This is a genomic window from Streptomyces tanashiensis (genome assembly GCF_014648895.1).
Classification (GTDB): domain Bacteria; phylum Actinomycetota; class Actinomycetes; order Streptomycetales; family Streptomycetaceae; genus Streptomyces; species Streptomyces tanashiensis.
In genome coordinates this window covers 1,175,065-1,198,309 of the sequence record NZ_BMRZ01000001.1, presented here as the reverse complement: position 1 = coordinate 1,198,309, position 23,245 = coordinate 1,175,065, and the positions used below count along the sequence as shown (strand labels likewise).

General features: G+C 73.4%; 24 protein-coding genes. 11 read left to right on the top strand and 13 right to left on the bottom strand.

All coding sequences use genetic code 11. The features are described 5' to 3' along the window. The first annotated feature begins 99 nt into the window (after window positions 1-99). The 6 genes from asnB to IE237_RS05460 all read left to right on the top strand — a co-directional run bounded on the left by asnB (window position 100) and on the right by IE237_RS05460 (window position 7,217). Entirely contained in the window at window positions 100-1,905 is a 1,806-nt protein-coding gene (gene asnB / locus IE237_RS05485; protein ID WP_189800606.1) for an asparagine synthase (glutamine-hydrolyzing), read from the top strand. A gap of 130 nt (window positions 1,906-2,035) precedes the next feature. Continuing rightward, the gene (locus tag IE237_RS05480) at window positions 2,036-2,923 is read left to right on the top strand and encodes a 2-methylaconitate cis-trans isomerase PrpF family protein (protein WP_189800605.1); all 888 of its coding nucleotides are present in this window, start codon (window positions 2,036-2,038) and stop codon (window positions 2,921-2,923) included. 91 nt (window positions 2,924-3,014) lie between these two features. Beyond that, the gene (locus IE237_RS05475) at window positions 3,015-3,761 is read left to right on the top strand and encodes an SDR family oxidoreductase (RefSeq protein ID WP_116159600.1); all 747 of its coding nucleotides are present in this window, start codon (window positions 3,015-3,017) and stop codon (window positions 3,759-3,761) included. Between the two features lie 32 nt (window positions 3,762-3,793). Then, window positions 3,794-5,359 carry a class I tRNA ligase family protein gene (locus IE237_RS05470; protein ID WP_189800604.1) on the top strand — a complete coding sequence of 522 codons (1,566 nt, stop codon included), beginning with the start codon at window positions 3,794-3,796 and terminating at the stop codon, window positions 5,357-5,359. Window positions 5,360-5,504: 145 nt separating this feature from the next. Beyond that, window positions 5,505-6,797: a D-inositol-3-phosphate glycosyltransferase gene (gene mshA / locus IE237_RS05465; protein WP_229842303.1), complete on the top strand. Its 1,293-nt coding sequence runs from the start codon at window positions 5,505-5,507 to the stop codon at window positions 6,795-6,797. 216 nt (window positions 6,798-7,013) lie between these two features. After that, window positions 7,014-7,217 carry a hypothetical protein gene (locus IE237_RS05460; protein WP_189800602.1) on the top strand — a complete coding sequence of 68 codons (204 nt, stop codon included), beginning with the start codon at window positions 7,014-7,016 and terminating at the stop codon, window positions 7,215-7,217. Window positions 7,218-7,324: 107 nt separating this feature from the next. Here IE237_RS05460 and IE237_RS05455 read toward each other — a convergent pair whose 3' ends face one another. The 7 genes from IE237_RS05455 to IE237_RS05425 form a co-directional block, all read right to left on the bottom strand. Beyond that, the gene (locus IE237_RS05455; RefSeq protein ID WP_189800601.1) at window positions 7,325-8,377 is read right to left on the bottom strand and encodes a helix-turn-helix transcriptional regulator; all 1,053 of its coding nucleotides are present in this window, start codon (window positions 8,375-8,377) and stop codon (window positions 7,325-7,327) included. A 142-nt stretch (window positions 8,378-8,519) separates the two neighbouring features. Beyond that, on the bottom strand, window positions 8,520-9,551 hold the full coding sequence (locus tag IE237_RS05450) for a helix-turn-helix domain-containing protein (RefSeq protein WP_189800600.1): 1,032 nt from the start codon (window positions 9,549-9,551) through the stop codon (window positions 8,520-8,522). Window positions 9,552-9,649: 98 nt separating this feature from the next. Next, entirely contained in the window at window positions 9,650-10,090 is a 441-nt protein-coding gene (locus tag IE237_RS05445; protein ID WP_229842265.1) for a Fur family transcriptional regulator, read from the bottom strand. Window positions 10,091-10,192: 102 nt separating this feature from the next. Next, window positions 10,193-11,086 carry an SAM-dependent methyltransferase gene (locus IE237_RS05440; protein ID WP_189800599.1) on the bottom strand — a complete coding sequence of 298 codons (894 nt, stop codon included), beginning with the start codon at window positions 11,084-11,086 and terminating at the stop codon, window positions 10,193-10,195. 179 nt (window positions 11,087-11,265) lie between these two features. After that, window positions 11,266-11,748 (bottom strand): GNAT family N-acetyltransferase, encoded by a 483-nt coding sequence (locus IE237_RS05435; protein WP_189800598.1) that lies wholly within the window; start codon window positions 11,746-11,748, stop codon window positions 11,266-11,268. Window positions 11,749-11,870: 122 nt separating this feature from the next. Beyond that, the gene (locus IE237_RS05430; protein WP_189800597.1) at window positions 11,871-12,782 is read right to left on the bottom strand and encodes a M56 family metallopeptidase; all 912 of its coding nucleotides are present in this window, start codon (window positions 12,780-12,782) and stop codon (window positions 11,871-11,873) included. Continuing rightward, window positions 12,779-13,171 (bottom strand): BlaI/MecI/CopY family transcriptional regulator, encoded by a 393-nt coding sequence (locus tag IE237_RS05425; RefSeq protein WP_189800596.1) that lies wholly within the window; start codon window positions 13,169-13,171, stop codon window positions 12,779-12,781. The genes IE237_RS05430 and IE237_RS05425 overlap by 4 nt, the downstream gene beginning before the upstream one ends. A gap of 83 nt (window positions 13,172-13,254) precedes the next feature. Between IE237_RS05425 and IE237_RS05420 the strand changes: the two genes are divergently transcribed. Continuing rightward, window positions 13,255-13,410 (top strand): hypothetical protein, encoded by a 156-nt coding sequence (locus IE237_RS05420; protein ID WP_189800595.1) that lies wholly within the window; start codon window positions 13,255-13,257, stop codon window positions 13,408-13,410. A gap of 29 nt (window positions 13,411-13,439) precedes the next feature. Here IE237_RS05420 and IE237_RS05415 read toward each other — a convergent pair whose 3' ends face one another. The 3 genes from IE237_RS05415 to IE237_RS05405 all read right to left on the bottom strand — a co-directional run bounded on the left by IE237_RS05415 (window position 13,440) and on the right by IE237_RS05405 (window position 16,472). Further along, window positions 13,440-13,721, bottom strand: a complete 282-nt coding sequence (locus IE237_RS05415) for a metal-sensitive transcriptional regulator (RefSeq protein WP_015035316.1) — start codon at window positions 13,719-13,721, stop codon at window positions 13,440-13,442. A 36-nt stretch (window positions 13,722-13,757) separates the two neighbouring features. Further along, complete coding sequence (locus IE237_RS05410; protein ID WP_189800594.1) at window positions 13,758-16,028, bottom strand: heavy metal translocating P-type ATPase; 2,271 nt, start codon at window positions 16,026-16,028, stop codon at window positions 13,758-13,760. A gap of 159 nt (window positions 16,029-16,187) precedes the next feature. Further along, the gene (locus tag IE237_RS05405) at window positions 16,188-16,472 is read right to left on the bottom strand and encodes a heavy-metal-associated domain-containing protein (RefSeq protein WP_189800694.1); all 285 of its coding nucleotides are present in this window, start codon (window positions 16,470-16,472) and stop codon (window positions 16,188-16,190) included. Window positions 16,473-16,658: 186 nt separating this feature from the next. On the opposite strand from IE237_RS05405, the gene IE237_RS05400 reads away from it, so the two are divergent. Both IE237_RS05400 and IE237_RS05395 read left to right on the top strand, forming a co-directional pair. After that, a complete protein-coding gene (locus IE237_RS05400) occupies window positions 16,659-17,636 on the top strand; it encodes a DUF8832 domain-containing protein (protein ID WP_189800593.1) in 978 nt (325 codons plus the stop codon). 51 nt (window positions 17,637-17,687) lie between these two features. Next, the gene (locus tag IE237_RS05395; RefSeq protein WP_189800592.1) at window positions 17,688-18,377 is read left to right on the top strand and encodes a copper homeostasis protein CutC; all 690 of its coding nucleotides are present in this window, start codon (window positions 17,688-17,690) and stop codon (window positions 18,375-18,377) included. Between the two features lie 24 nt (window positions 18,378-18,401). Here the strand turns inward: IE237_RS05395 and IE237_RS05390 are convergent, their stop codons facing one another. After that, on the bottom strand, window positions 18,402-18,992 hold the full coding sequence (locus IE237_RS05390; RefSeq protein ID WP_189800591.1) for a DUF2867 domain-containing protein: 591 nt from the start codon (window positions 18,990-18,992) through the stop codon (window positions 18,402-18,404). A 119-nt stretch (window positions 18,993-19,111) separates the two neighbouring features. On the opposite strand from IE237_RS05390, the gene IE237_RS05385 reads away from it, so the two are divergent. Together IE237_RS05385 and IE237_RS05380 are read left to right on the top strand one after the other, a co-directional pair. After that, a complete protein-coding gene (locus IE237_RS05385; protein WP_189800590.1) occupies window positions 19,112-19,702 on the top strand; it encodes a TetR/AcrR family transcriptional regulator in 591 nt (196 codons plus the stop codon). A 17-nt stretch (window positions 19,703-19,719) separates the two neighbouring features. Beyond that, window positions 19,720-20,607, top strand: a complete 888-nt coding sequence (locus IE237_RS05380; RefSeq protein WP_189800589.1) for an aminoglycoside phosphotransferase family protein — start codon at window positions 19,720-19,722, stop codon at window positions 20,605-20,607. Window positions 20,608-20,634: 27 nt separating this feature from the next. Here the strand turns inward: IE237_RS05380 and IE237_RS05375 are convergent, their stop codons facing one another. Both IE237_RS05375 and IE237_RS05370 read right to left on the bottom strand, forming a co-directional pair. After that, window positions 20,635-21,033, bottom strand: coding sequence for a VOC family protein (locus tag IE237_RS05375; RefSeq protein ID WP_189800588.1), 399 nt, complete (start codon window positions 21,031-21,033; stop codon window positions 20,635-20,637). Next, window positions 21,030-23,051, bottom strand: a complete 2,022-nt coding sequence (locus tag IE237_RS05370; protein ID WP_229842263.1) for a HelD family protein — start codon at window positions 23,049-23,051, stop codon at window positions 21,030-21,032. Before IE237_RS05370 ends, IE237_RS05375 begins: the two co-directional genes overlap by 4 nt. Window positions 23,052-23,245: the final 194 nt, after the last annotated feature.

Genomic DNA, 23,245 nt, shown 5'->3' with positions numbered 1-23,245 from the left:
GCGTGAACAGGACATGGCACTTACGCGCCATTCAAAAACTTGGTACGTTCAAATCATTGGCTGTGACATGTTGGGTGATGTGCTTGGAGGGTGACCGGTATGTGCAGGATCCTCGGCTCCTTCGCCGCCGGGGCGGACCGCCCCGAGCCGGCCCAGCTCGCGGCGGTCTCCGCCCGCCAGCGCCACGGCGGACCCGACGAGCACCACGTGCTCAGCGGGCCCGGCTGGTCCCTCGGCTGCGACCGGCTCGCCGTCACCGACCCCTGCGGCGGCCGGCAGCCCTACCGGCTGCCCCACCTGCCCGGCATCCTCGCCGTGCTCAACGGCGAGATCTACAACCACGCCGAGCTCCGCCGCACCCTCGCCGCCCGCGGCCACCGCTTCCCCGACCGCTGCGACGGCACCGTGCTCCCCGCGCTGTACGCCGAGTACGGACCCGCCTTCGCCGAACACCTCGACGGCATGTTCGCCGTCGCCCTCCTCGACCTGCGGCCCGGCCGTACGCAACTCGTCCTCGCCGTCGACGACATGGGCATGAAGCCGCTCCACCTGCACCACGACCCGTACGACGGCTCCACCCGCTTCGCCTCCGAGATCCCCGCCCTCCTCGCCTTCGAAGGCGTACGGATCTCCCCGCGCGAGGACGCCCTCGACACCGTCCTCGCCACCCGCACCTCCTTCTCCACCCACACCGCGCTCGCCGGAGTCGACGTCCTGCCGCCCGGCGCCACCGCCCTCGTCCGCCCGGGCACGGCCCCCGTCGTCCGACGCCGCGGCCCCCACCGCGTGAAACCCCTCGGCGGCACCCAGGACGTCCTGCGCCACGAGGTCCGCCGGCTCGCCCGGGCCGAGGTGCCCGTCTGCGCCGTCACCAGCGGCGGCCTCGACTCCGGGCTCGTGACCGCCCTCGCCGCCGAGCACGCCCGCGAGACCGACGCGCCGCCGCTGCACACCTTCCACCTCACCTACCGGGGCCGGTGGCCCGACTCCGAGGCCGCGTACGCCCGCGCCGTCGCCCGCCGCGCCCGGACCGTCCACCACGAGGTCGCCGTCGACCCCGACGAACTCGGCTCCCTCCTCACCCGCACCGTCCGCCACCTCGGCCAGCCCAACGCCGACCCCATCACCCTCTCCACCTACGCCCTCTTCCGCGCCGTCCGCCAGAACGGCTTCACCGTCGCCCTCACCGGCGACGGCGCCGACGAACTCTTCGGCGGATACGACCGGATGCGGGCGGCGCTGGCGGCGCCGGAGGGGGCGGACTGGGCGGGCGCGTACGCGGACGCGCTCTCGGCGGCCCCGCGCCTGCTCCGCGAGCACCTCTACACCGCCAACTACCGTGCGTACATCGCGGATACGGGCTCCGCCGCCGACCGCATCGCACAGGAGCTGCGCTCGGCCGAGGCGGTCGGAGCGGACCGGCTCACCGCGATGACCGCCTTCGAGACCCGGTGGCGGCTCCCCGCGTACCACCTGCGACGCCTCGACCACCTCTCCATGGCCTGGGCCGTCGAAGCCCGGCTGCCGTTCCTCCAGCCGTCCGTCGTCACCCACGCGCGGTCCCTGCCGGTGGCGGCCCGGACGGGTAAACGGGCGCTGTACGAGGCGGGCGCCGAGCTCCTGCCCCCGTCCGTGCTCCGGCGGCCCAAGCAGCCCTTCACGCTGCCCGTCGCGGCCATGCTCGCCCCCGGCGGCCCGCTGCTGGACCTCGTCCGCGAGATGCTCTCCCCGGCGCGGCTGGTCCTCGGCGGGAAGATCCGCGCGGACCGGGCGGCGAAGCTCCTGGCCCGCCACCTGGAACACCCCACCCCGCAGGCCGCCCTGACGCTCTGGTCCCTCGCCGTCCACGAGCTGTGGACGGAGGTCGTCCAGGGCATGCGGATCCCGGCCGGCTGTGCGGCCTGAACCCCCGGGACCTTCCCGTCCCGAACCCGCGCCGGCGCAGGGGGGCTGCGCCCCGGGGCCACGCCCGTGTGGGCAATCGTCCCGCAGGGCGATGGGGGCATCTCCCGGACGAAGTCTGGGGGAGGAACGTATGCGCACAACGGCCGGGGCGCGCCCGGCGGAGGCGCCCACAACGGTGGCGGCCACCGTCGTGCGGGCCGAGGACGCGCCCGGGCCCACGCTCGTCGTGCGGGTCGACCGGTTGCCCGTCGGCGCCCTCGCCCTCGGCGGCGAGCTGCGACGCGCCCTCGCCGCCACCCCCCACCCCCGCCTCAACAAGATCGCTCTCTTCGACCCCCTCACCCTTCACTACCGCTTCGTCCAGGCCCTCCCCGACGGTTCCTTCGACTTCCGGGCCGGGTGCGGGCACTCCCTCCTCGCCTGTGTCGTCGCCGACGGCCGCCCCGGGCCCGTCACCGTCCGTGCCGTGACCACCGGCGACACCGTGCTGTGCGAACGCGAGCCCCACCACGACGCGTACACGCTCAGCTTCCTCAAGGCGCCCGACGCTCCCGGCACGCTCCCCACGGGCCGTCCCGTCGACGTCCTCCTCGGCGTGCCCGTCTCCCTCGTGCGGTACGGCAATCCGTACGTGTTCGTCGACGCCCGGCGGCTGGAGCCGGGAGCGACGGAGCGTCAGCTCCTCGCCCTGCGCGCCGAGGCCGCCCGCCGGCTCGGGCATCCCCCCACCTCCGCCCTCCCCAAGATCGCCGCCTTCGCCGAAGGACCCGACGGCCTGTCCGTCCGCGCGTTGACCGTCGGCGGCTGGCACCCCCGGCTCGCCCTCACCGGCGCCGCCGCCCTCGCCGCCGCGGGGGCGATCGGCGGGACCGTCGTGCCCGCAGTGCGGGGTCCCGTCCGCACCCCCACCGGCACGGTCACGGTCTCCGCCGCGCACGACCGCGTCCGCGTCCACCACAAGCGCGCCGAGGTGCTCGAAAGCCTGGAGCTGCCGTGGCGTGTCCACGCAACGGCGTGAATGCGCACCCCTTTCGGCGCGCTCGGAACGCCGTGCCTCTGCCACGCTGAAATGGACCGGCCATCGGTATCCGTGGGGAGAGCAGACACACATGAAATTCGAGAATCTGCGTGTCGTCGTGACCGGGGCGTCCCGCTATTTCGGTCGCGCGCTCGCCGTCGGATTCGCGCATCTCGGCGCCGAGGTCTACGTGTCGGCGCGGACCGTCGAGGCCGCCGAGCGGACCCGTACCGAGGTCATGGGTTCGGCCCGCGACCGTATCCACGCCTTCGGCTGCGACCTGAGCAGGCCCGCCGAGATCCGGGAGTTCGCGGCCCGGGTCGGGGAGCGGACCGACCGGGTGGACCTGTTGGTCAACAACGGCGCCCGCTGGCTCGACGGCATGGACCTGGAGGCGGCCAGCGACGCCGAGATCGTGGAGACGATCGAGTCGACGGCCGGCGGCACGGTCCTCATGGTGAAGCACTTCCTGCCGCTGCTGCGCGGCTCGCTGCGGCCCGACATCGTGAACATGGTCGCCGTCCGCGACGCCGAGGGCGCCTCAGCGGCGACCGCCGGCGTCGCCCACGAGGCCTTCTGGGCGGCGAAGAGCGCCCAGGCCGGTTTCGCCGACATCCTGTCGCGCCGGCTGCGGCCCTCCGGGGTGCGCGTCTTCTCCCTCTTCCCGCCCGATTTCTCGACCTCGGACCCGCGTTTCGCGGAATGGGACGGATCGAATCCGGACGGAATAGCACCCGACGAGAAGCTGACCACGCAGGCCCTTTTCGAGTGCATCGTCTACGCGGTCGAGCAGCCGCGCGACTGCTTCATCCGTTCCTTCCACTTCGAGCCCCGCTGACCGACGGAAACACACCGCGTCAAGGAGGTCCCATGAGCACCCCCGTCTGGATCACCGCGACCCCGCCCGCCACCCACGGCGAACTCCACATCGGCCACCTCGCCGGGCCGTACGTCGCCGCCGACGTCCTCACCCGCTATCTGCGCGCCGAGGGCGAGGCGGTCCGGTTCACCACCGGCACCGCCGACCACGCCAGCTCCGTCGAGGTGCGGGCGCTGCGCCACCACCGCAAGCCGGAGGAGGTCGCGGAGGGCTACCGCGCCGCGATCACCGCCGACTGGCTGCGCTCGGGCGTGGAGTTCGACCACATCGTGCGCCCGCGCCGCGACAAGGGGTACGGACGCTGGGTGCAGGACCTCTTCGCGAAGCTGTACGCACAGGGGGTCATCGCTCCCCGGACCCGGCTGCTCCCGTACTGCGAGCCGTGCGACCGCTGGCTGTACGGGGCGCACGCCACCGGCACCTGCCCGCACTGCGGCGCGGTCAGCGACGGCGGGATGTGCCACGAGTGCGCCCGTCCGAACGACGGCGGGGACCTGATCTCGGCGCGCTGCGCGCTCTGCGACACCCCGGCGGTCGCCCGTCGCTGCCGCCGGCTGTACGTGCCCCTGGAGCCGTTCCGGGACATCCTCGCCGACTACTGGGCGACGGCCGGGCTGCCGCCGCGGCTGGCGGCGCTGTGCGAGTCGCTCGTCGAGGACGGGCTGCCGGACATCGCGGTCGGCCACCCGGCCGAGTGGGGCCTGCCGGTGCCGGTCGAGGGCTTCCCCGAGCACCGTGTCGACGGCTGCTTCGAGGCCGCCGCGATGCACCTCTTCGGCTACGACGTGACGGGCCCGCTGCCCCGCCGGGCGATCCACTTCTGCGGCTTCGGGCACGCGTTCTGCCATGCCGTGCTGCTGCCGGTGCTGCTGCTCGCGCAGGACATCAAGCTGCCGCAGGACTTCAACGTCAACGAGTCGTACGTCATCGAGGAGGGGGTCCAGGAGGGCAACGCCTGGGCGCTCGACCTGCTCACCGAGTACGGCTCCGACACCCTGCGCCGCCATGTCCTCCAGGCCCGCCCGCTCGGCCGCCGCACGGTCTTCCGGCGGGATCGGCTCGCGACCGCCCGGAGGGAGCTGGACGAGAACTGGAACAGCTGGCTGTCCCGGCTCTTCTCGGCCGTGCGGGAGGAGTGCGGCGGTCTCGCCCCGCAGGCGCTGCCCGGCGGCACCGGCTGGGAGATCCTGGAGCGGCGGCTGCACCGGGGCGTGGACGATCTGCGCGAGGCGTACGGCCCCGACGCCTTCGACCCGCGCCGGGCGGTCGCCGTCCTGGACGAGATGGTCCGGTCGGTGGCCGACTTCGGCCACGTCAACGCCCACGAGCGGTGCCGCCCCAGCACCTCCTGCCGTCATCTCCCGGCGCTCGCCGCGCAGTTGGCGGTGGCCTCGGCGCTGTCGGCGTGGGCGCGGCCGGTGATGCCGGAGGGCGCCGGCCGGCTGGCGGCGGCGCTCCAGGTGGAGCCGGGGCGCCCGGTCGACTGGCAGGCCCTGACGGGTCCGCTGCCGGGGACCAGGCTGGCGCCGCCGTCGGGCCCTGTCTTCGGATTCTGATCCCCATAACTACTAAGCAACTAAGTACTTCCGTACGAGCAGTGTCCAGTCCCCTCCCTGCCGCGTGACCGTGCGCGCGCGAGCGACGCGCAGGGACACGTGGCCCCCCACTCCTCAGGAGCCCCACGTGTCCCTGCGCGTCGCCATGCTCAGCGTCCACACCTCCCCGCTCCACCAGCCCGGGACGGGGGACGCCGGCGGCATGAACGTCTACATGGTCGAGCTCTCCCGCGCCCTCGCCGAACAGGGCGCGGAGGTCGACCTGTTCACCCGCTGCCGGGGCGAGGGCGCGCCCCCGCTCGTCGAGCTCGCCCCGGGCGTGCGGGTCCGTCACCTCCACGCCGGGCCGCGCAGGGCGCTGCCCAAGGAGGCCATGCCCGACCTGGTGGTGCCGTTCGCGCTGGCCCTGCTCAAGGAGGAGCGGCGCTACGACCTGGTCCACTCGCACTACTGGCTCTCCGGGCAGGCGGGCCGGATCGCCTCGGTGGGCTGGCGGATACCGCTCGTGCACACCGCCCACACCCTGGCCCGGGTGAAGAACGCCTCGCTCGCCGAGGGCGACACCCCCGAGCCCGAGCTCCGGGTCCGGGGCGAGCACCAGGTGGTGGGCAGCGCGGACCGGCTGATCGCCAACACGGCCGACGAGGCGCAGGCGCTGCGCTCGCTGTACGGGGCGGAGGGGGCGCGGACCGAGGTCGTGCGACCAGGGGTCGACCTGCGCACCTTCCGCCCGGGTGAGGGTTCCGGGGGAGGGCGGGCGGCGGCCCGGGCCCGGCTCGGGCTGCCGGCCGAGGCGTTCGTGCCGCTCTACGCCGGTCGCATCCAGCCGCTGAAGGGCCCGGACGTGCTCGTCCGGGCGGTGGCCGAGCTGCTGCGGGAGGCGCCCGAGCTGCGCCGCCGGCTCCTGGTGCCGGTGGTGGGCGGGCATTCGGGCGCCACCGGGCGGGGCTCGGTGGGGCGGCTCGCGGAGGAGCTGGGGGTCACCGATGTGCTGCGGTCCTTCCCGCCGGTGCCGCAGGAGCGGCTGGCGGACTGGTACCGGGCGGCGGACGTGCTGGTCGTCCCCTCGCGCAGCGAGTCCTTCGGTCTGGTGGCGGTGGAGGCGCAGGCGTGCGGGACGCCGGTGCTCGCGGCGGCGGTGGGCGGGCTGCCGACGGCGGTGTGGGACGGGGTGACGGGGCTGCTCGTGCGGGGGCACGACCCGGTGGAGTACGCGCGCCGGCTGCGCTGGTTCGCGGCGCATCCGGAGGCGGTGGAGACGATGGGGGCGGCGGCGGTGCGCCACGCGCGCGGGATGAGCTGGCGGGCGTCGGCCGGCCGGACCATCGAGGTGTACCGGGGGGCGCTGGAGCGGGAGGTGGGGCAGGGGCGGCGGCACGCCCCTGCCCCGGCGGCCTCTCTCTCCTGGAGGAACGAGAAGGCCGTAGCACAAGTCTAGCATCTCTTTTGGTTCGACCAAAGGTATGGCGAGCTCCGGATCGCTCAATTCCGTTGCGGCGAGGGCGCATTGACGCATCCACGCCATGGCGGGTCCACGCAGAGACTATCCCTGGATTCGATTCGGGGGCCGGGACAGAATGGAGATGTCTTCAGGGAACGCCCGGCGGCACGGGCCCCGGAAGACGGAATTCACATTCCAAGTCCTGGAGGAATCATGTCCGTTGCGCAGAACACCGGTATCCGCAAGGCCGTCCGTCAGCTGCTGGTCGCGGCGGTCGCCTGTACCGCCGTCGCGGGCGGCGCCGCCTTCGCCGTCGACTCCGACAGCAGCGCCCCGGTCACCCCGCAGACCATCGCCGGCGTCGCCGAGGACAACGGCTGGCCGGTCGTTCCCCCGAAGCCGACCCCGACCAACTGAGGCCATTCCTCCGGGAATTCACCCGGGAATTCATGCGCTCGGCCGTGCCCCGCAATCGCTGCCACGATTGCGGGGCCGCGGTGATTTCCCGCGCATTCCGGAAAGAGTCAGTCCAGCCAGCCGAGCCGCACCGCCCGTGCCCCCGCCTCGAAGCGGCTCGTCGCCCCCAGCTCCTGCATCAGCTCCGAGATCATCCGGCTGACCGTCCGCAGCGACACCCCCAGCGTGCGCGCGATCCGCTCGTCCTTCATCCCCGACGCCAGCATGTGCAGCGCGGCCCGCTGCTGCTCCGAGAGCCCGTCGCCGCCCGCCTCCGCCGTCGCCTCGTTCCCGTACGGGGTCGCCGTGTGCCAGCAGTGCTCGTACAGGCTCAGATACGGCCGCACCAGGGCGCTGCCCCGCGCCAGGATCGCGCCCTCGCCCGGTTCCTCGGGCCGGATCGGCACCAGCGCGAACTGCTGGTCGGCGATGATCAGGTTCATCGGCACCACCGGCGCCAGCCGGATCTCCACCCCCAGCTCCGCCCGCTGCCCCAGGAACTTCTCCATCTGCGGGTCCGTGGCCTCCTGGCGGCCGTAGATGGCGCGCACCCGCACCCCGTTGGCGAGCTGCCGCCGGTCCCGGTCGAGCATCAGCTCCGGGTTCTGCCGGCCCGGCGTCCCCGGGTGCAGCGAGGCCGAACTCTCCTGCATCACATCGGTGATGTCCTCGATCGCCTGCTGGATCCTGCGGTAGTCGGTCAGCGCCTCGACGTGCGCCTCCGCCCGGGTCAGGGCCTCGGCCCGCAGATAGGAGCTCGCCAGGATCTCCAGCGTGCTGTACGCCTCGTCCGCCTCGGCCAGGTGCTCCCGCAGCCGCTCCCGCTCCCGCTCCAGGAGCCGCAGCAGCGCGATCTCCGGGTCGATCGCCGCCACCGTGTCCGTCTCCGACCGCCAGCTGCCGTCCTGCACGGCGGTGACGGTGGCGTGCACCTGCCCCGTGGGCACGATGAGACCCAGGGCGAGGAGTTCGCGGCGACATCGCTCGTACTCCTCCGCCGCAAGACCGAGTTCCCTGCGGACCTCCTCGAAGTCCGAGACGCCCCGGCGGCGCAGCTCCTGGTACACGGCAAGCAGGACGTCGGTCGTGCCGTCCCCGATGCCGTCGCCCGCGGTGACCATGGCGAAGTGACCCCCCTCATCCTCCGAGTCGCCCCGCCCTCACCCTGTCATACGGTTCGGCGGGAGTCCGTCGTGCGCTCTCTGCGGTCCGCACGGCCCCTGCGGCCCGTGCGCGTCCTCCATGACATCCGAACTCCTCGTGCTAGGCCACGGGTTCCGGCCCCTCGCCGTCGAGCAGCCCGAGCCGGGCCGCCTTGACGCCGGCCTCGAAGCGGCTGGCCGCCCCCAGCTCCTGCATGACCTCGGACAGCAGGCGGCTGACGGTCCGCAGCGAGACCCCGAGGCTGCGCGCGATCTGCTCGTCCTTGATGCCGGAGGCGAGCATGTGCAGCGCGGCCCGCTGCTGGTCGGAGAGGCCGTCGCCGCCGGGCTCCCCGGGCTCCTCGCCGTACCGGGCGGCCGCCTGCCAGCAGTACTCGTACAGCGCGAGGTACGAGCGGACCAGACCCGGGCCGCGGGCGAGGATGGTGGGCGAGTCCGGGTCGTGCGGGTCCGTCGGCAGCAGGGCGAAGTTCTCGTCGGCGAGGACCATGTTCATCGGGACGACGGGGGAGAGGCGCAGCTCCACGCCGAGCGCCGCCCGGTCCTCCAGGTGCTGGGTCATCTCGGGCACGGTGCCGACCCGGCGGCTGTACATGGCGCGGACCCGCACTCCGCGGGCCGCCCGGGAGCGGTCCCGCTCCAGCTCGGCGGCCATCTCCTCGCGCCGTACGGAGCCGGTGTGCATGACGTGGACGGCGGTGCGCACGGACGCGGTCAGGTCCGTCAGCTCGCGCAGCACCCGCTGCGGATCGGTGACGATCTCCACCTCGACCTCGGAGCTGGGCGCGGCCCCGGCCCGCAGGAAGGGGCCGGCGAGGGCTTCGAGGGCGGTGTGCGCGCGGCTGGTCGCGGCGAGGCGGTCCTGGAGCCGGTCGCGCTCCCGGCGCAGCAGCCGCAGCAGGGCGACATCGGGGTCGACGACGAGGGGGCGGGGGCCGGGGCCGGAGGCTTCACGGCCGGCGGTGAGACCTAAGGAGGCGAGTTCGCGCCGACATCGGTCCCGCTCGTCGGCGGAGAGCTCGAACCCGTCCGCGACCTCGTCGAAGCCGGCCTCGGGGCGGGCGCGCAGTTCCTGGTAGACGGCGAGGGCCTGTTCGCTCCCCGCGCGGGTCACGGCGGCGTTTCTGGACACGGCGCAGCAGACTCCCCTCGGATCCACGCGGACCCTGTTGAATCGCCCCGCTAGACCCTGCCACATATTCGAACGACACGCACGGAGTTGACCGTGGCTCAGGCGCCGGGGGCGTCCGCCCGGCAGTCGGGGCACAGGCCCCTGAAGACGACCTCCGCGTCGTCCACCCGCCACTGCGGCAGGGCGCCGCGGGGCGGCTCGGGCGCGGTCGCGGAGACGTTCTCCACCCGGCCGCACACCGTGCACAGGGCGTGCTGGTGGGCCGGTCCGGAGATCTCGAAGACCGCGGGCAGGCCGGGGCGGTCGAACTTGCTGACCAGACCGGTCTCCTGGAAGTGCCGCAGCATCTCGTACACGGCCTGGCTGGTCAGCGTGCCGAGCCGCTCGCGGGCCGTCGAGGTGATCGCCTCGACGTCCAGATGGCCGCCGGCGGCGAGCACCGTGAGCACCTCCAGGCGCGGGCCCGTGACCCGCAGCCCGACATCGCGCAGGCGCTGGATCACCGCCTCGCGGCCCGTCAGCTCTTCCACGACTGCCATCTTCTCCGCCCGCCACCTGGTCGGCTCAAACTTTTGTGGGCATCGTACCTCTTGCTCGTCAACCTCGTCAGGCGCTCTTCGGCCGTCCGTGCTCCCCGCGATTCAGTCGTCCGTCCGGCAGACGAGGAGGACGGACTCGGTCCGTTCGTCGATCCGGTGCCGCCGCCGGCCCTCGATGTGCAGCCCCGCCGACTGCAGCTCGGCCACGAGCCGCTCGGGGTCGACGATCCACTTGTCGGTCGTGAGCACGACGCGTTCCGTGGAGAGCTTGCCGGTCCTGGCCGCGTAGTAGGTGATCCGCTCGCTCATCGACGGCAGGTCGAAGACCTGCCGGGCCACCACCCACTCGTCGATGCCGTCGAAGCGCGGCACCTGGAAGGCCCAGGTCCGCCGCGGCTCCGCGATCAGGCCCGGCAGCTGGTGCGCGGTGTAGTCGAGGGCGAGCGCCCCGCCCGTCTCCAGATGGGCGGCGACCTCGCGGAGCAGCTCCGGCCGGCTGGCCGGCGGGACGGCGGTGACCATGGCGCCCGCGAGCAGCGCCAGCCGGTAGCTGCCCTCCAGACGGAGCCCGGTGAGCTCCGCGCGGTGGGTGACGACGAGCCCGGCCACCTGCGGACCGATCCTGCGGGCCCAGCCTTCGAGGCGCTCCAGGGCCGAGGCGTCCCGGTCCACGGCTTCCACGGCGAAGCCGTGCCGGGCGAACGGGACGGCGAGCCGCCCGGCGCCGGAGCCGAGGTCGAGGACGGGTCCGCCGGTGGAGCGGGCGAGGCTGAGGTAGCGGACGATGTCCGCGCTGTGCGGGCCGAGCAGGGCGTCGTGCAGCCAGACGGAGTTCTCGTCGGCGGGGGAGACCGATTCGAGCCCGGGGAGGGTGTCGGCGGTGACCCGGATGCCGGCGCCGGGGGCGGGCTCCTGGTCGAGGCCGTATCGGGACGGCAGGACCGGAGCGAGCGCTGCGGGCACGACGGGCAGGGAAGTGCCGCTCGGTGTGTGCATCGCTCCTCCAGGGGCTCGCTCGGTCCATGCCGTCCGGACGAGGTACCCGTGCCGCCGGGCCCGCGCCGCTGAACCCATCCTGACCTGGGGAGGGAACCCCGATCCACCGGATCGGCCTGCGTGAACACGCGATGGCGTGGATCTGCCACGGTGCCGCTCGGGCTCCGCCGCGGTGCGGCTCAGGAGAGCGGTCTGCTCCAGCGCCTCGGGGAGAGGGCGGCGAAGCCCAGGTGGGAGTAGAAGGGGAGCGCCGGGTCGGCCACCGCCGGGAGTTCCACCCGCTGCTCGCGGGCGCCGTAGCCCCGCATCCGCTCGGTCGCGGCGGCGAGCAGGGCCGTACCGACCCCGGCGCGGCGCGCGCCGGGGTCCACCGCGAGCGCGTACACCTCGCCCTCGCCCGGCACCGGGACCCCGCCGGCGGCCACGCCGACGACCGCGCCCTCCGCGTCCGTGGCGACCAGCCAGCCGAGCCACCCGGGCGCGCCCCCCGGAATTTCAATTTCCGCGCGTATGCGGGGGAGTGCGCATTGGGCCGAGATCAGCCGGCGCATCGGGATTTCGTCCAGTATTCCGGCGTAGCTGCTCCGGATGATGTCGGCAAGCAGTCTGGATATCGTCGTCGCGTCGCCGGCCGCTGCCGTACGAACGCCAGCGAGCTGCATTGGTTGTGCACCCTTCGACGTGCCGAGTCCGAGCCCCAACGTACCCACAATAGCGGCGTATTCCGCGGTCCGTGACCGATGCGAAATCTACGAATTCGCTTAGTAAATAACGGTGTTCACGATTACTGGGGGAACGAGCAGCAGGCGACGATCAAGGGCGCCATCGCGAGCGCCGCCGCCGCGATCGTGAGGAGACCGCGCAGGACGGGGTGTCCCGCGCTGTACGGGGTGAGGATGCGCCGCATCCGCAGCGCCGCCGAGGGGCCGCCCGCGGCGAACGCCGACCGCGGCGCCCGGCCCGAGGCCAGGGCGTACAGCGCCGTCGCGAGCGCGTCGCGGGTGCAGCGGCGCAACGCCCGGTCGTCCGCGGCCATTTCGAGCAGCAGCGGTACGGCGCTCCCGCCGTGGCGCGCGAGCGGGAGGCGCGGGAAGACGGCGGCGAAGGCCTCGGCCGCCGCGACCAGGAGATGGTGCCGCCCCGCGATGTGCGCCCGCTCGTGCGCGAGGGCCGCCGCGAGCTGGGCGGGGGTCAGGGTGTGCACCGCGCCCGAGGAGACGACGACCCGTCGCGACCGGCCGGGCAGGCAGTAGACGGCGGGCCGGTCGTCGTCGAGGACGGTGGCGCGCAGCGCGGGGTCGTACCGTCCGACGAGCCGCAGCACGCCCGCGTGCCGTGCCCGGACCCGCCGGGCCCTGGTCAGGCGGCGGACGAACGCGGCGGCGGGCAGCGACAGGACGAGGAGCGAGAGGGAGAAGGCGAACCGTTCGCGCCCGTCGAGGTGCAGGATCTGGCCGGGTGTGGGCGGCCGGAACGTGAACAGCATGTCCGCCAGCCGGTGGCTGCTCTCTCCCGACAGGACCAGCTGCGCGGGCAGCAGCGCCGCCGCGGCCGCGAAGCCGGCGCCGCAGGCGGCCCAGACGGCGAGGGCGAGCCGGGGCACCTGCTGGGCCCAGCGGGCCCGGACCACCAGCCAGGGCACGAGGAAGCCGGTGAGGAGCGCGAGCCCGAGCGGGACGAGGACGTGGTGGTTCACGCGCCGGCCCCGTCCCCGGGGTGCGGGAGCTGATCGCCCCGGGCGGCGCGGAGGGCCGCGTCGAGGGCGGCCATGTCCTCGTCCGAGATGACCTCGACGAAGCGGAGGAGGGCGGCCGGGCGGTCCTGGCTGTCGCCGAGGGCGTCCCGCATCAGGCCCGCCGTGTACTCCTCGCGGCTGCGGACCGTCTCGTACAGCCAGGCCCGTCCGGACTTCTCGCGGCGGAGCCAGCCCTTGCGGTGCAGGATGTCCGCGACCGTCATCACCGTCGTGTAGGCGACCCTGCGTCCCCGATTGATGTCGTCGACGATCTCGCGGACCGTGGCGGGCCGCTGCCAGGCCCACAGCCGGTCCATGATCTCGGCCTCCAGCTCTCCCAGCCGGCGCACGTGCATCCCCTCCCCCGTAGGGCCAGTCATCGTACGGGCCGCTTCCCCCGCCCAGGTATACCCCCCAGGGGTACGATGGCGGGATGTCGACCCTCATGAAGAACCGCCCGTGCGCGAAGGTCTGCGGCTCCGGTGTGCCCGGATCGGTGGAGCTGACGCTCCTCCGGCAGGTGCTCGGCCTCTGTCTTCGGCTGAGTCTCACGCTGTCCGCCGACTGCCCTTCACGCAAGGGCGGTTGACACTGCTTCGGTGAGTCCCGGGGACTCCGTCACGTCCGGATCAGCCGGGCGATCGCCTTGGACGCCTCACCCACCTTCACCTTCGCCTGGTCCCCGCCCTGGGCGATGGCCTCCGTGACGCAGCAGCTGAGGTGCTCGTCCAGGAGGGCCACCGCGCAGGACTGGAGGGCCGCGTTGATCGCGGAGACCTGGGTGAGGACGTCGATGCAGTACACGTCCTCGTCGACCATCCGCTGCACCCCCCTGACCTGGCCCTCGATGCGGCGCAGTCGTCTGATGATGTCTTCCTTGTGCTGTCCGTAACCGGCCACGACGGGCTCCTCGGGGATCGGCGGGAAGGGAGTTCGTCAGCGGTCGGCGGCCTGGAAGCCCCGCAGGCGGAGGCTGTTGCCGACCACGAAGACCGAGGAGAAGGCCATGGCCGCGCCCGCGATCATCGGGTTGAGCAGTCCGGCCGCGGCGAGCGGCAGGGCGGCCACGTTGTAGGCGAAGGCCCAGAAGAGGTTCGAGCGGATGGTGCCGAGGGTCCTGCGGGAGAGCCGGATCGCGTCGGCCGCGGCCCGCAGGTCTCCCCGTACGAGGGTCAGGTCGCCGGCCTCGATGGCGGCGTCCGTGCCGGTGCCCATCGCCAGGCCCAGATCGGCCTGGGCGAGCGCGGCGGCGTCGTTCACGCCGTCGCCGACCATGGCGACCGAACGGCCTTCGCCCTGCAGCCTCTTGACCACGTCGACCTTGTCCTGCGGCATGACCTCCGCGATGACCTCGTCGATGCCGACCTCGGCGGCGACGGCCTCGGCGACCGCCTTGTTGTCACCGGTGAGCAGGATCGGGGTGAGGCCGAGGGCGCGGAGCCGCCGGATGGCCTCGGCGCTGGTCTCCTTGACGGCGTCGGCGACCTCCAGGACCGCGCGGGCCTCGCCGTCCCAGGCGACCGCGATGGCGGTCTTCCCGGCCTTCTCGGCGGCCTCCTTCGCGGCCTTCAGGGACGGGGTGAGCTCCATCGCCCACTCCTGGAGCAGCTTCTCGCGGCCGACGAGGACGGCGTGGCCGTCGACGACGCCCTGCACGCCGAGTCCCGGGATGTTGGCGAAGTCCTCGGGGGTGGGCAGGGTGCCGACCCTGGCGGCGGCGCCGGTGGCGACGGCCTGGGCGATGGGGTGCTCGGAGGAGTGCTCCAGGGCGCCGGCGAGGCGCAGGACGTCGGTCTCGTCCGTGCCGGCGGCGGTGTGGACCTTGATCAGGGTCATCCGGCCGGTGGTGACGGTGCCGGTCTTGTCGAGGACGATCGTGTCGACCTTGCGGGTGGTCTCCAGGACCTCGGGGCCCTTGATGAGGATGCCGAGCTGGGCGCCGCGGCCGGTGCCGACCATGAGGGCGGTCGGGGTGGCCAGGCCGAGGGCGCAGGGGCAGGCGATGATCAGGACGGCGACGGCGGCGGTGAACGCGGCGGTCAGGCCCTGCCCCGTACCCAGCCAGAAGCCGAGGGTGCCGAGCGCGAGGGCGATGACGATCGGCACGAAGACGGCCGAGATCCTGTCGGCGAGGCGCTGGGCGGCGGCCTTGCCGTTCTGCGCGTCCTCGACGAGCTTGGCCATCCGGGCCAGCTGGGTGTCGGAGCCGACGCGGGTGGCCTCGACGACGAGCCGGCCGCCGGCGTTCAGGGTGGCGCCGGTGACGGAGTCGCCGACGGAGACCTCGACGGGCACGGACTCGCCGGTCAGCATCGAGGCGTCGACGGCCGAGGAGCCCTCGACGACGGTGCCGTCGGTGGCGATCTTCTCGCCCGGACGGACCAGGAAGCGGTCCCCGACCTGGAGTTCGGCGGTCGGTACGGTGACCTCGCGGCCGTCCTTGAGGACGGTGACCTCCTTCGCGCCCAGCTGCATCAGCGCCTTGAGCGCGGCGCCCGCCTTGCGCTTCGAGCGGGCCTCGAAGTACCGGCCGGCCAGGATGAACGCGGTGACGCCGGCCGCGGCCTCCAGGTAGATGTTCCCGGCGCCGTCGGTGCGGGCGATCGTGAACTCGAAGGGGTGCGTCATGCCGGGCGTACCGGCCGTGCCGAAGAACAGCGCCCAGAGCGACCAGAGGAACGCGGCGATCGTGCCGACCGAGATCAGGGTGTCCATGGTGGCCGCGCCGTGCTTGGCGTTGGTCCAGGCGGCCCGGTGGAACGGCCAGGCGGCGTAGACGACGACCGGGGCGGCGAGCGTGAGGCTCAGCCACTGCCAGTACTCGATCTGCAGCGCCGGGACCATCGCCATCGCGATGACGGGCACGGCGAGCGCGACGGCGGTGACCAGCCGCTGCTTGAGGGGCCGCAGCTCCTCGTCGGCCTTCTCCTCGTCGGTGGGGCCTTCCTCGTCCCCGCCGCCGCTCGCGGGGCGCTCCGGCCGGGGCTCGGCGGCGGTGTAGCCGGTGGCCTCGACGGTGGCGATCAGGTCGGCGACGTCGATGTCGGCGTCGAAGGTGACCTTGGCCTTCTCGGTGGCGTAGTTGACGGTGGCCTCGACCCCGTCCATGCGGTTGAGCTTCTTCTCGATGCGGGCCGCGCACGAGGCGCAGGTCATGCCGCCGATGGCGAGCTCGACCTGGGCGGTGCCCGGAGTGGTCGTGGTCATTTCCTGCTCCTCGATGCAGCGGGTTCGGGGGCCGGGGCCTGGGCTTGGGGGAGGCCGGGCCCCGGCGGCCGGGTGGTGCGGGCGGTGGCCGCCTGCCGGGCGGACCTTCGGGTACCGGGACGGGGGACGCCGGTGGGGTGTGGTCTGCCCGGCGGCGGATCAGGCCCGGCCGGTCAGCTCGTAGCCCGCGTCGTCGACGGCCGCGGTGATCGCGGCGTCGTCGGGCTCGCCGCCGGTGGTCACGGTCACCAGGCCGCCGGCGACGTCGACGTCCACGGAGATGACGCCGTCCAGGGCGCTGACGGACGTGGTGATCGCGGTCCTGCAGTGGCCGCACGTCATGCCGGAGACGGCGTAGACGGTGACGGTGCTCTCGGCGACCGCGACGGCGGCGGTCTCCGTGGTGGTCGAGCAGCTGTTGTCGGGGGTGCAGCAGGAGCCCATGGCTTCCTCCTCGGTCGGTTCCACTGGGAGATACCCTCGGGGGGTATCCGGTTGTGAGTCCATGTATACCCCCCGGTGGTATCCCGCGCAAGTGTCGGACCCGGCTTGACTTGATACCCCCCAGGGGTATGGTGAAGTGCATCGGACGCAGGAATGCCCACGCCACCCACGTACGGGAGAGCAGTCATGAACACCGGAGTGAAGATCACTGCCTTTGCCGCCGCGCTCGCCGCGACCTTCGGGACCGCGTACGGGGTCGGCAAGGGGGTCGGCCCCGTCGAGGAGCCGCAGAAGGCGGGACACGGCGAGCACGCGGCGCAGGAGCCGCAGAAGAAGGCGGGCGACGGGCACGCGGGCCACGAGGAGGGCGCGACCGCCGCCGCGGACCTCCCCGGCGGCCTCCAGGTCTCCCAGGACGGCTACACCCTGGCCCTGGAGACCCCCACCCCCGCCGCGGGCAGGAGCACCCTGAGGTTCTCGATCAAGGACTCCGCCGGTCGGAAGGTCACCGCCTTCACCACCGAGCACGGCAAGGAGCTGCACTTCATCGTCGCCTCGCGCGACCTCAACACCTTCCGCCACCTGCACCCCGTGAAGGCCGCCGACGGCACCTGGTCGGTGGACGCGGACCTGCCCGCCGCCGGCGGCTACAAGGCCTTCGCCGACTTCAAGCCGGCGGTGAAGGGCGCGAAGGGCATCACGCTGGGCGTGGATCTGTCGGTCCCGGGCGCGTACGCCCCGAAGCCGCTGCCCGCCGTCGCCCCGACCGCGACCGTCGACGGCTACCAGGTCCGGCTCGGCGGCGTCCTCGACCCGGGCAGGGCCGGCGAGCTGAGGCTCACCGTCACCAGGGCCGGAAAGCCCGTCACCGACCTGGAGCCCTACCTCGGCGCGTACGGCCACCTCGTCGCCCTGCGCGACGGCGACCTCGCCTACCTCCATGTGCACCCGAACGAGGGCGGCCCCGGCCCGGACGTCTCCTTCACGGCGACGGCGCCCAGCGCGGGCACGTACCGCCTCTTCCTCGACTTCCAGCACGAGGGCAAGGTCCGGACCGCGTCCTTCACGGTCACGGCGGGAGCGACCGGAAAGACCCCCGCGAAGGCCTCCGCTCCGGCCACCGCCGAGGCCACGCACGATGCGGGAGAGCACGCGCACGGCTAGTCTGGACATTGGACTAGACCTGTAGTCGTCATTCATGGAGGAATGGGCGAGATGAGCAACCGTGCTGTCCTTGAGGTGATCGCCCTCGACGAGGAAGACGCGGTCGCAGCCCAGACCGGTGGGGCCGACCGGCTCGAACTCGTCACCGACATGGCGGCGGACGGACTCACCCCGTCCACGGCGTCCTTCGCCGCCATCCGGTCCGCCGTGGACATCCCGCTGCGCGTGATGCTCCGCCTCGCGGACGGCTTCGCGGCGGGCGACGTGGACGCCCTGGCCGGCCGGGCGGAGGAACTCCGCTCGGCGGGCGCGGACGAGTTCGTCCTCGGCTTCCTCACGGCCGACGGCGAGCCCGACCTGGTCGCCGTCGAGCGCCTGATCGCCGTCCTGGACGGCTGCCGCTGGACCTTCCACCGGGCGATCGACCGCGCGGCCGACCGCGACGGCCTGCGCAAGCGCCTCGCCGACCTGCCCGGCCTCGACACCTACCTGACGGCCGGCGCCGCCACCGGCGTCGACGACGGCCTCACCACCCTCGCCGCCGAGGCCGCCCGCGCGGGCGAGCCGGGCTACGAGCCCCAGATCCTCGTGGGCGGCGGCCTCCGCCTCGACCACCTCCCGACCCTCCGCGCGGCCGGCCTCACCGCCTTCCACATCGGCGGCGCGGCCCGCCCCCGGGGCTGGACGGCCCCGGTCTCGGCGGACGCGGTCCGCACCTGGCGCGAGGCGATCGACGCGTAGGTCCCGTACCCCGGTCCGTACCTCCTACCCGAGCAGGCGCTCCCGGTCCCGCCAGGCGGCTTCCCACTGGCGGGTCATCGCCGGATAGACGACGAGGTACCGGAAGGGTGCGATCAGGGCCATGTAGGCGCGGCCGAAGCGGCCGTTGGGCTTGACCAGGACCGCCATGCGGAGCTCGTGGCCCCCGTCGGGCGTCTCCACCCAGCCCAGGTGCATGACCCCGTGGACGGTCTTGTTCGCCAGTTCCCGGGCGCACTCGTCGTGCAGCTCGTACAGGGGCGTGAACGGGCCGGGGCCCGGGGCGGGGTCCACCGTCGCCGTCAGCTCCTCCGGCATGCGCTCGCGCAGCGACCGGACCCGCGGGCCGATGCCCGCCCCGGGCTCGTCCCAGCCGAGCAGGGCGCCCAGCTTCCAGCGCACCGCGAACAGGAAGGCGGTCGGCCCCGACTGCCGGGAGAGGCCGGCGCCCGCCGCGATCGCGGCGAGCGCGAGCGGGAAGTCGTCGGGTCCCGCGCCCGGGGTGCGGAAGGACCACACGTCCTCGGTCGTGAAGTCGGGGGTGAACGCGTGGATCCGCCACGGCCGGGTGGTGTGTTCGGTGACGGGGAGCTTCATGGTGCTGCCGCCTTCCACTTCTCGACGTTCTATACGCTCGCGTACAACGACGAGTTCAACGATGCCAGACCGAATATACGGAGGCGTATATTCGGCTGCAGGGTGAGGAGGGACACACCGTGGGCAGCGCACGCACGCCACGCGAACGATGGGTGGAGGAGGGCCTCCGGGTCCTCGCCGACGGCGGGCCCGACGCCGTCCGCGTCGAAGCCCTCGCCAAACGGCTCGGCGTCACCAAGGGAGGCTTCTACGGCTACTTCGCCGACCGCGACGCCCTCCTCTCCGCCATGCTCGACACCTGGGAGCGGGAGGCCGCCGACCAGGTCGTCGACCGCGTCCGGCAGGACGAGGGCGGCGACCCGAGGGCCCTGATCACCCTCGCCGGCATGCTCACCTTCTCCGGCGACCGGCTGCGCCCCATCGACCTCGCCGTCCGCGACTGGGCCCGGCGCGACGAGGCCGTCGCCGAGCGCCTGCGCCGGGTCGACAACCGCCGCATGGAACTGCTCCGCGAGATGATCGGCACCTTCTGTCCCGACCCCGACGAGGTCGAGGCCCGCAGCCTCATCGCCTTCTGCGTGGCCATCGGCCACCACTTCCTCGCCGCCGACCACGACGGCCGCACCCGCGCCGAAGTCCTCTCCCGCGCCGGCGATCTCATCCTCGACCGGCCCGCGGACCCGAAATCCCGTGGCCCGGCGGACGGCTGATCGCTAACCTCGCGCGCATGACCTCCCCCGGCATCGACACCACCCTCGTCGAGCGGCTGATCGCCGCCCAGTTCCCCGAATGGGCGGGACTTCCCGTACGGGAGGTGAACTCCGCCGGCACCGACAACGCCATGTTCCGGCTCGGGGACGAGTTCGCCGTACGGCTGCCGAAGGCCGACTGGGCGGCCGGGCAGGCGGAGAAGGAGCAGCGCTGGCTGCCCCACCTCGCCCCCCACCTGCCCCTGCCCGTCCCCGTGCCCGTCGGGCAGGGCGTGCCCGGCGAGGGTTACGAGCACGCCTGGTCGGTCTTCGCCTGGCTGGACGGCGCCGACGCCCACACCGCCCCGCTCACCGATCTCGCCCACACCGCCGTCGAACTGGGACGCTTCGGTAAGGCGCTGCGCGCGGTCGACGCCACCGGCGGACCCTCCTCCTCGCGGGGCGGCCCGGTGACCGGCTGGGAGGACGGCTCCCTGGTGGGAGCGATCCGCGACCTCGGGGCCGACGGCACCATCGACGCCGAACTCGCCACGGCCGCCTGGGAGTCCGTGCTCCGGCTCCCGCAGTGGGACGGCCCGCCCGTCTGGATCCACGGCGACCTGCTACCGGGCAACCTCCTCGGCCGCGACGGCCGCCTCAGCGCCGTCATCGACTTCGGCGCCCTCGGCGCCGGGGACCCCGCCTGCGACACCATGCCGGCCTGGACGCTGCTCACCGCCGACACCCGGTCCCTCTTCCGCGAGGCCGCCGGCGTCGACGACGCCACCTGGGCGCGCGGCCGGGGCTGGGCCCTGGTCTGGGGCCTGGTGACCGAGCACTACTACCGCGACACGAACCTCGTGCTCGCCGGAATCGCCCACCGCAGCCGCACCGAGGCCCTCGCCGAGTACGCGACCTCGCTCTAGGGCCTGCCTTCCGGATCACGCCGGGCGTCAGTCCGCCGCCACCAGCTCCACCTCGAACCCGTCCTCGTTCTCCAGGTACGCCGCGTAGACGCCCTCGCCGCCCGCGTACGGATGCCGGTCGGCGAACATCAGCCGCCAGCCGTGCGCCGGCGCCTCCGCGGCGAGGGCGTCGACGGCCGACCTGTCGCCCGCGTGGAAGGCCAGGTGGTTCAGGCCGGGGCGGAGGCGGTCGTGGTGGTCCGACGTACGCGCCGGGGACTGCTCGACGACCAGGTAGCAGGAGCCGAGCGCCCAGCTGCGGCCGCCCTCCCAGGACTGGAAGGGCGTGTACCCCAGCGCCCCGAGCAGCCAGCCGAGGCTCCGCTCGGCCCGCTCCAGGTCGCCCACCCACAGCTCGACGTGGTGGAGAGATCCCGCCCGGCTCACAGCGCGCCCAACTGCTCCGGGATCGGCGCCGAGTGAACGACCGTCAGGCCCGACACGGCTCGGGTCAGCGCCACGTAGAGGCGGCGCAGGCCCGTCCGCTCGTCCGGCTCGCCGTCGACGACGGCCGCCGGCTCGTCCAGGACCACGTAGTCGTACTCCAGACCCTTCGCGAGCGAGGCCGGGACCAGCGTCAGCCGGGACTCGGCCGTCGTCTCCTCGCCGGGGGAGAGGTGCGCCAGACCGGCCGCCGCCAGCGCCTCCGCGAGCGGCGCGATCCGCGCGTCGGCGGCGATCAGGCCGATGGAGCCCTCGTGCGCCAGCGCCTCGACGCAGGCCGCGACGGTGTCCGCGTCCAGGTCCTCCGTGCGGCGGACGGCCAGCGAGCCCGGGTTCTCCCGGACCGACTCCACCGCCGCGAGCCCCGGCGACATGTGCGGAAGCAGCCGCGAGGCGTACGCGATGACCTCGCGCGGCACACGGAAGCCGGCGGTCAATTCCTCCACCATCGCCTCCGGCTTCCCCAGGTGCCCGAGCGCCTGCGCCCAGCTCTCCGTCGCCCACGGCGTCGTGCCCTGCGCCAGGTCGCCCAGGACCGTCGCCGAGCCGGTCGTGCAGCGGCGGCCCACCGCCCGGTACTGCATGGGGGACAGGTCCTGCGCCTCGTCGAGCACCACGTGCCCGAGCGAGTGCGTCCGCTCGACCAGGTCCTTCGTCTCGTCGATGAGGACGGCGTCCGCCGCCGACCACTTCGCCGTCTTCACGCTCCGCGCGGGCTTCGTCCAGAGCAGCAGCTTCTGCTCGTCCTCGGTGAGCAGCCCCTCGGCGTGCTCGGCGAGGAAGCCGGCGTCGCTCAGGAGCCGCAGGACCAGCTTCGCGGGCTCGACGAGCGGCCAGCACTCCTTCACGACGGCCTTCACCGCCGTGTTCCGCGCGACCGCGTTCTGCACCCGGTCGTCGGGGGCCTCGCCGGCCTCCTCCATGCGGACCAGGACGGCGTGCGCGATGCGCTGCGGCAGGGCCTCGCGGGCGGCGCCGTACCGGATGTCGCGGTCGAGCAACTCCCGGACCATCTCCTCCAGTTCGTGGGCCGGGACCCGCCAGCGGCGCGAACCGCGGACCACCATCAGGGACTCCGTCGGCAGCGTCACGTGCGAGCGGACCGCCCGCCGCAGCACCTCCGCCATCCGGGCGTCGCCCTTGACGACGGCGGTCGCCGCCTCGTCCGTGCCCCGCACCTCGACGTGCGCCACGAGGTCGTCGACGGTCGCCTGCTGCACCTCCAGCTCGCCGAGCGCGGGGAGGACCTGCTCGATGTAGTGCAGGAAGGAACGGTTCGGCCCGATGACCAGGGTGCCGGTGCGGGCGAGCCGCTCCCGGTGCGCGTAGAGGAGGTACGCGACACGGTGCAGGCCGACGGCCGTCTTGCCCGTACCGGGCCCTCCCTGCACGCACACCGTCCCCGACAGGTCGGAGCGGACGATCCCGTCCTGCTCCGGCTGGATCGTCGCCACGATGTCCCGCATGGGGCCGACGCGGGGCCGCTCGATCTCCGCCTGGAGCAGCCGGCTGGTGTGCTCCAGCTCCTCGGGGTCGGAGAGGTGCTCGTCCTCGTAGGCGGTGAGGTCGCCACCGGTGTACCCGAAGCGGCGCCGCAGGCCGACGTCCTGCGGGTCCTTCTTCGACGCCTGGTAGTACGGCTGGGAGACCGGCGCACGCCAGTCGATCACCATCGGGTCGCCGTCGGCGTCGTGGACGTGCCGCCGCCCGATGTAGAAGCGCTGCCCCTCCTGCGTGGTGTGCAGGTAGTCGAGCCGCCCGAAGAAGAGCGGGGTGTCCGCGAGGTCGGCGAGCGCCTTGATCCGGTCCTCGATCTGCCGCCCGAGCACCAGGGAGTTGACCCAGTTCGCGGTGACGTCCTTGATGTCGAGCGCCTCGACGTCCTCGCGCATCGCGCGCAGCGCGGCGCGGGACGAGGTCAGATGGGCGCGCTCGCGCGAGAGCGGGTCGGATACGGACACGGTGAAGCCTCCGGGCAGGTGGATACGCGGACACGACAAGGTGGCCGCCGGTTTCCGACCGGGCGGCGGCGCTCCACGAACGGGAAGCGGGGGAAGCCGGAAAGTGTAACTCCGGGCGGGCGCCCGGGCGAACCGCTTTCGCCCCTAGGGGGCAGGATCCGACGCGAGGCGGACCCCGGTTCCACCCCCAGGCC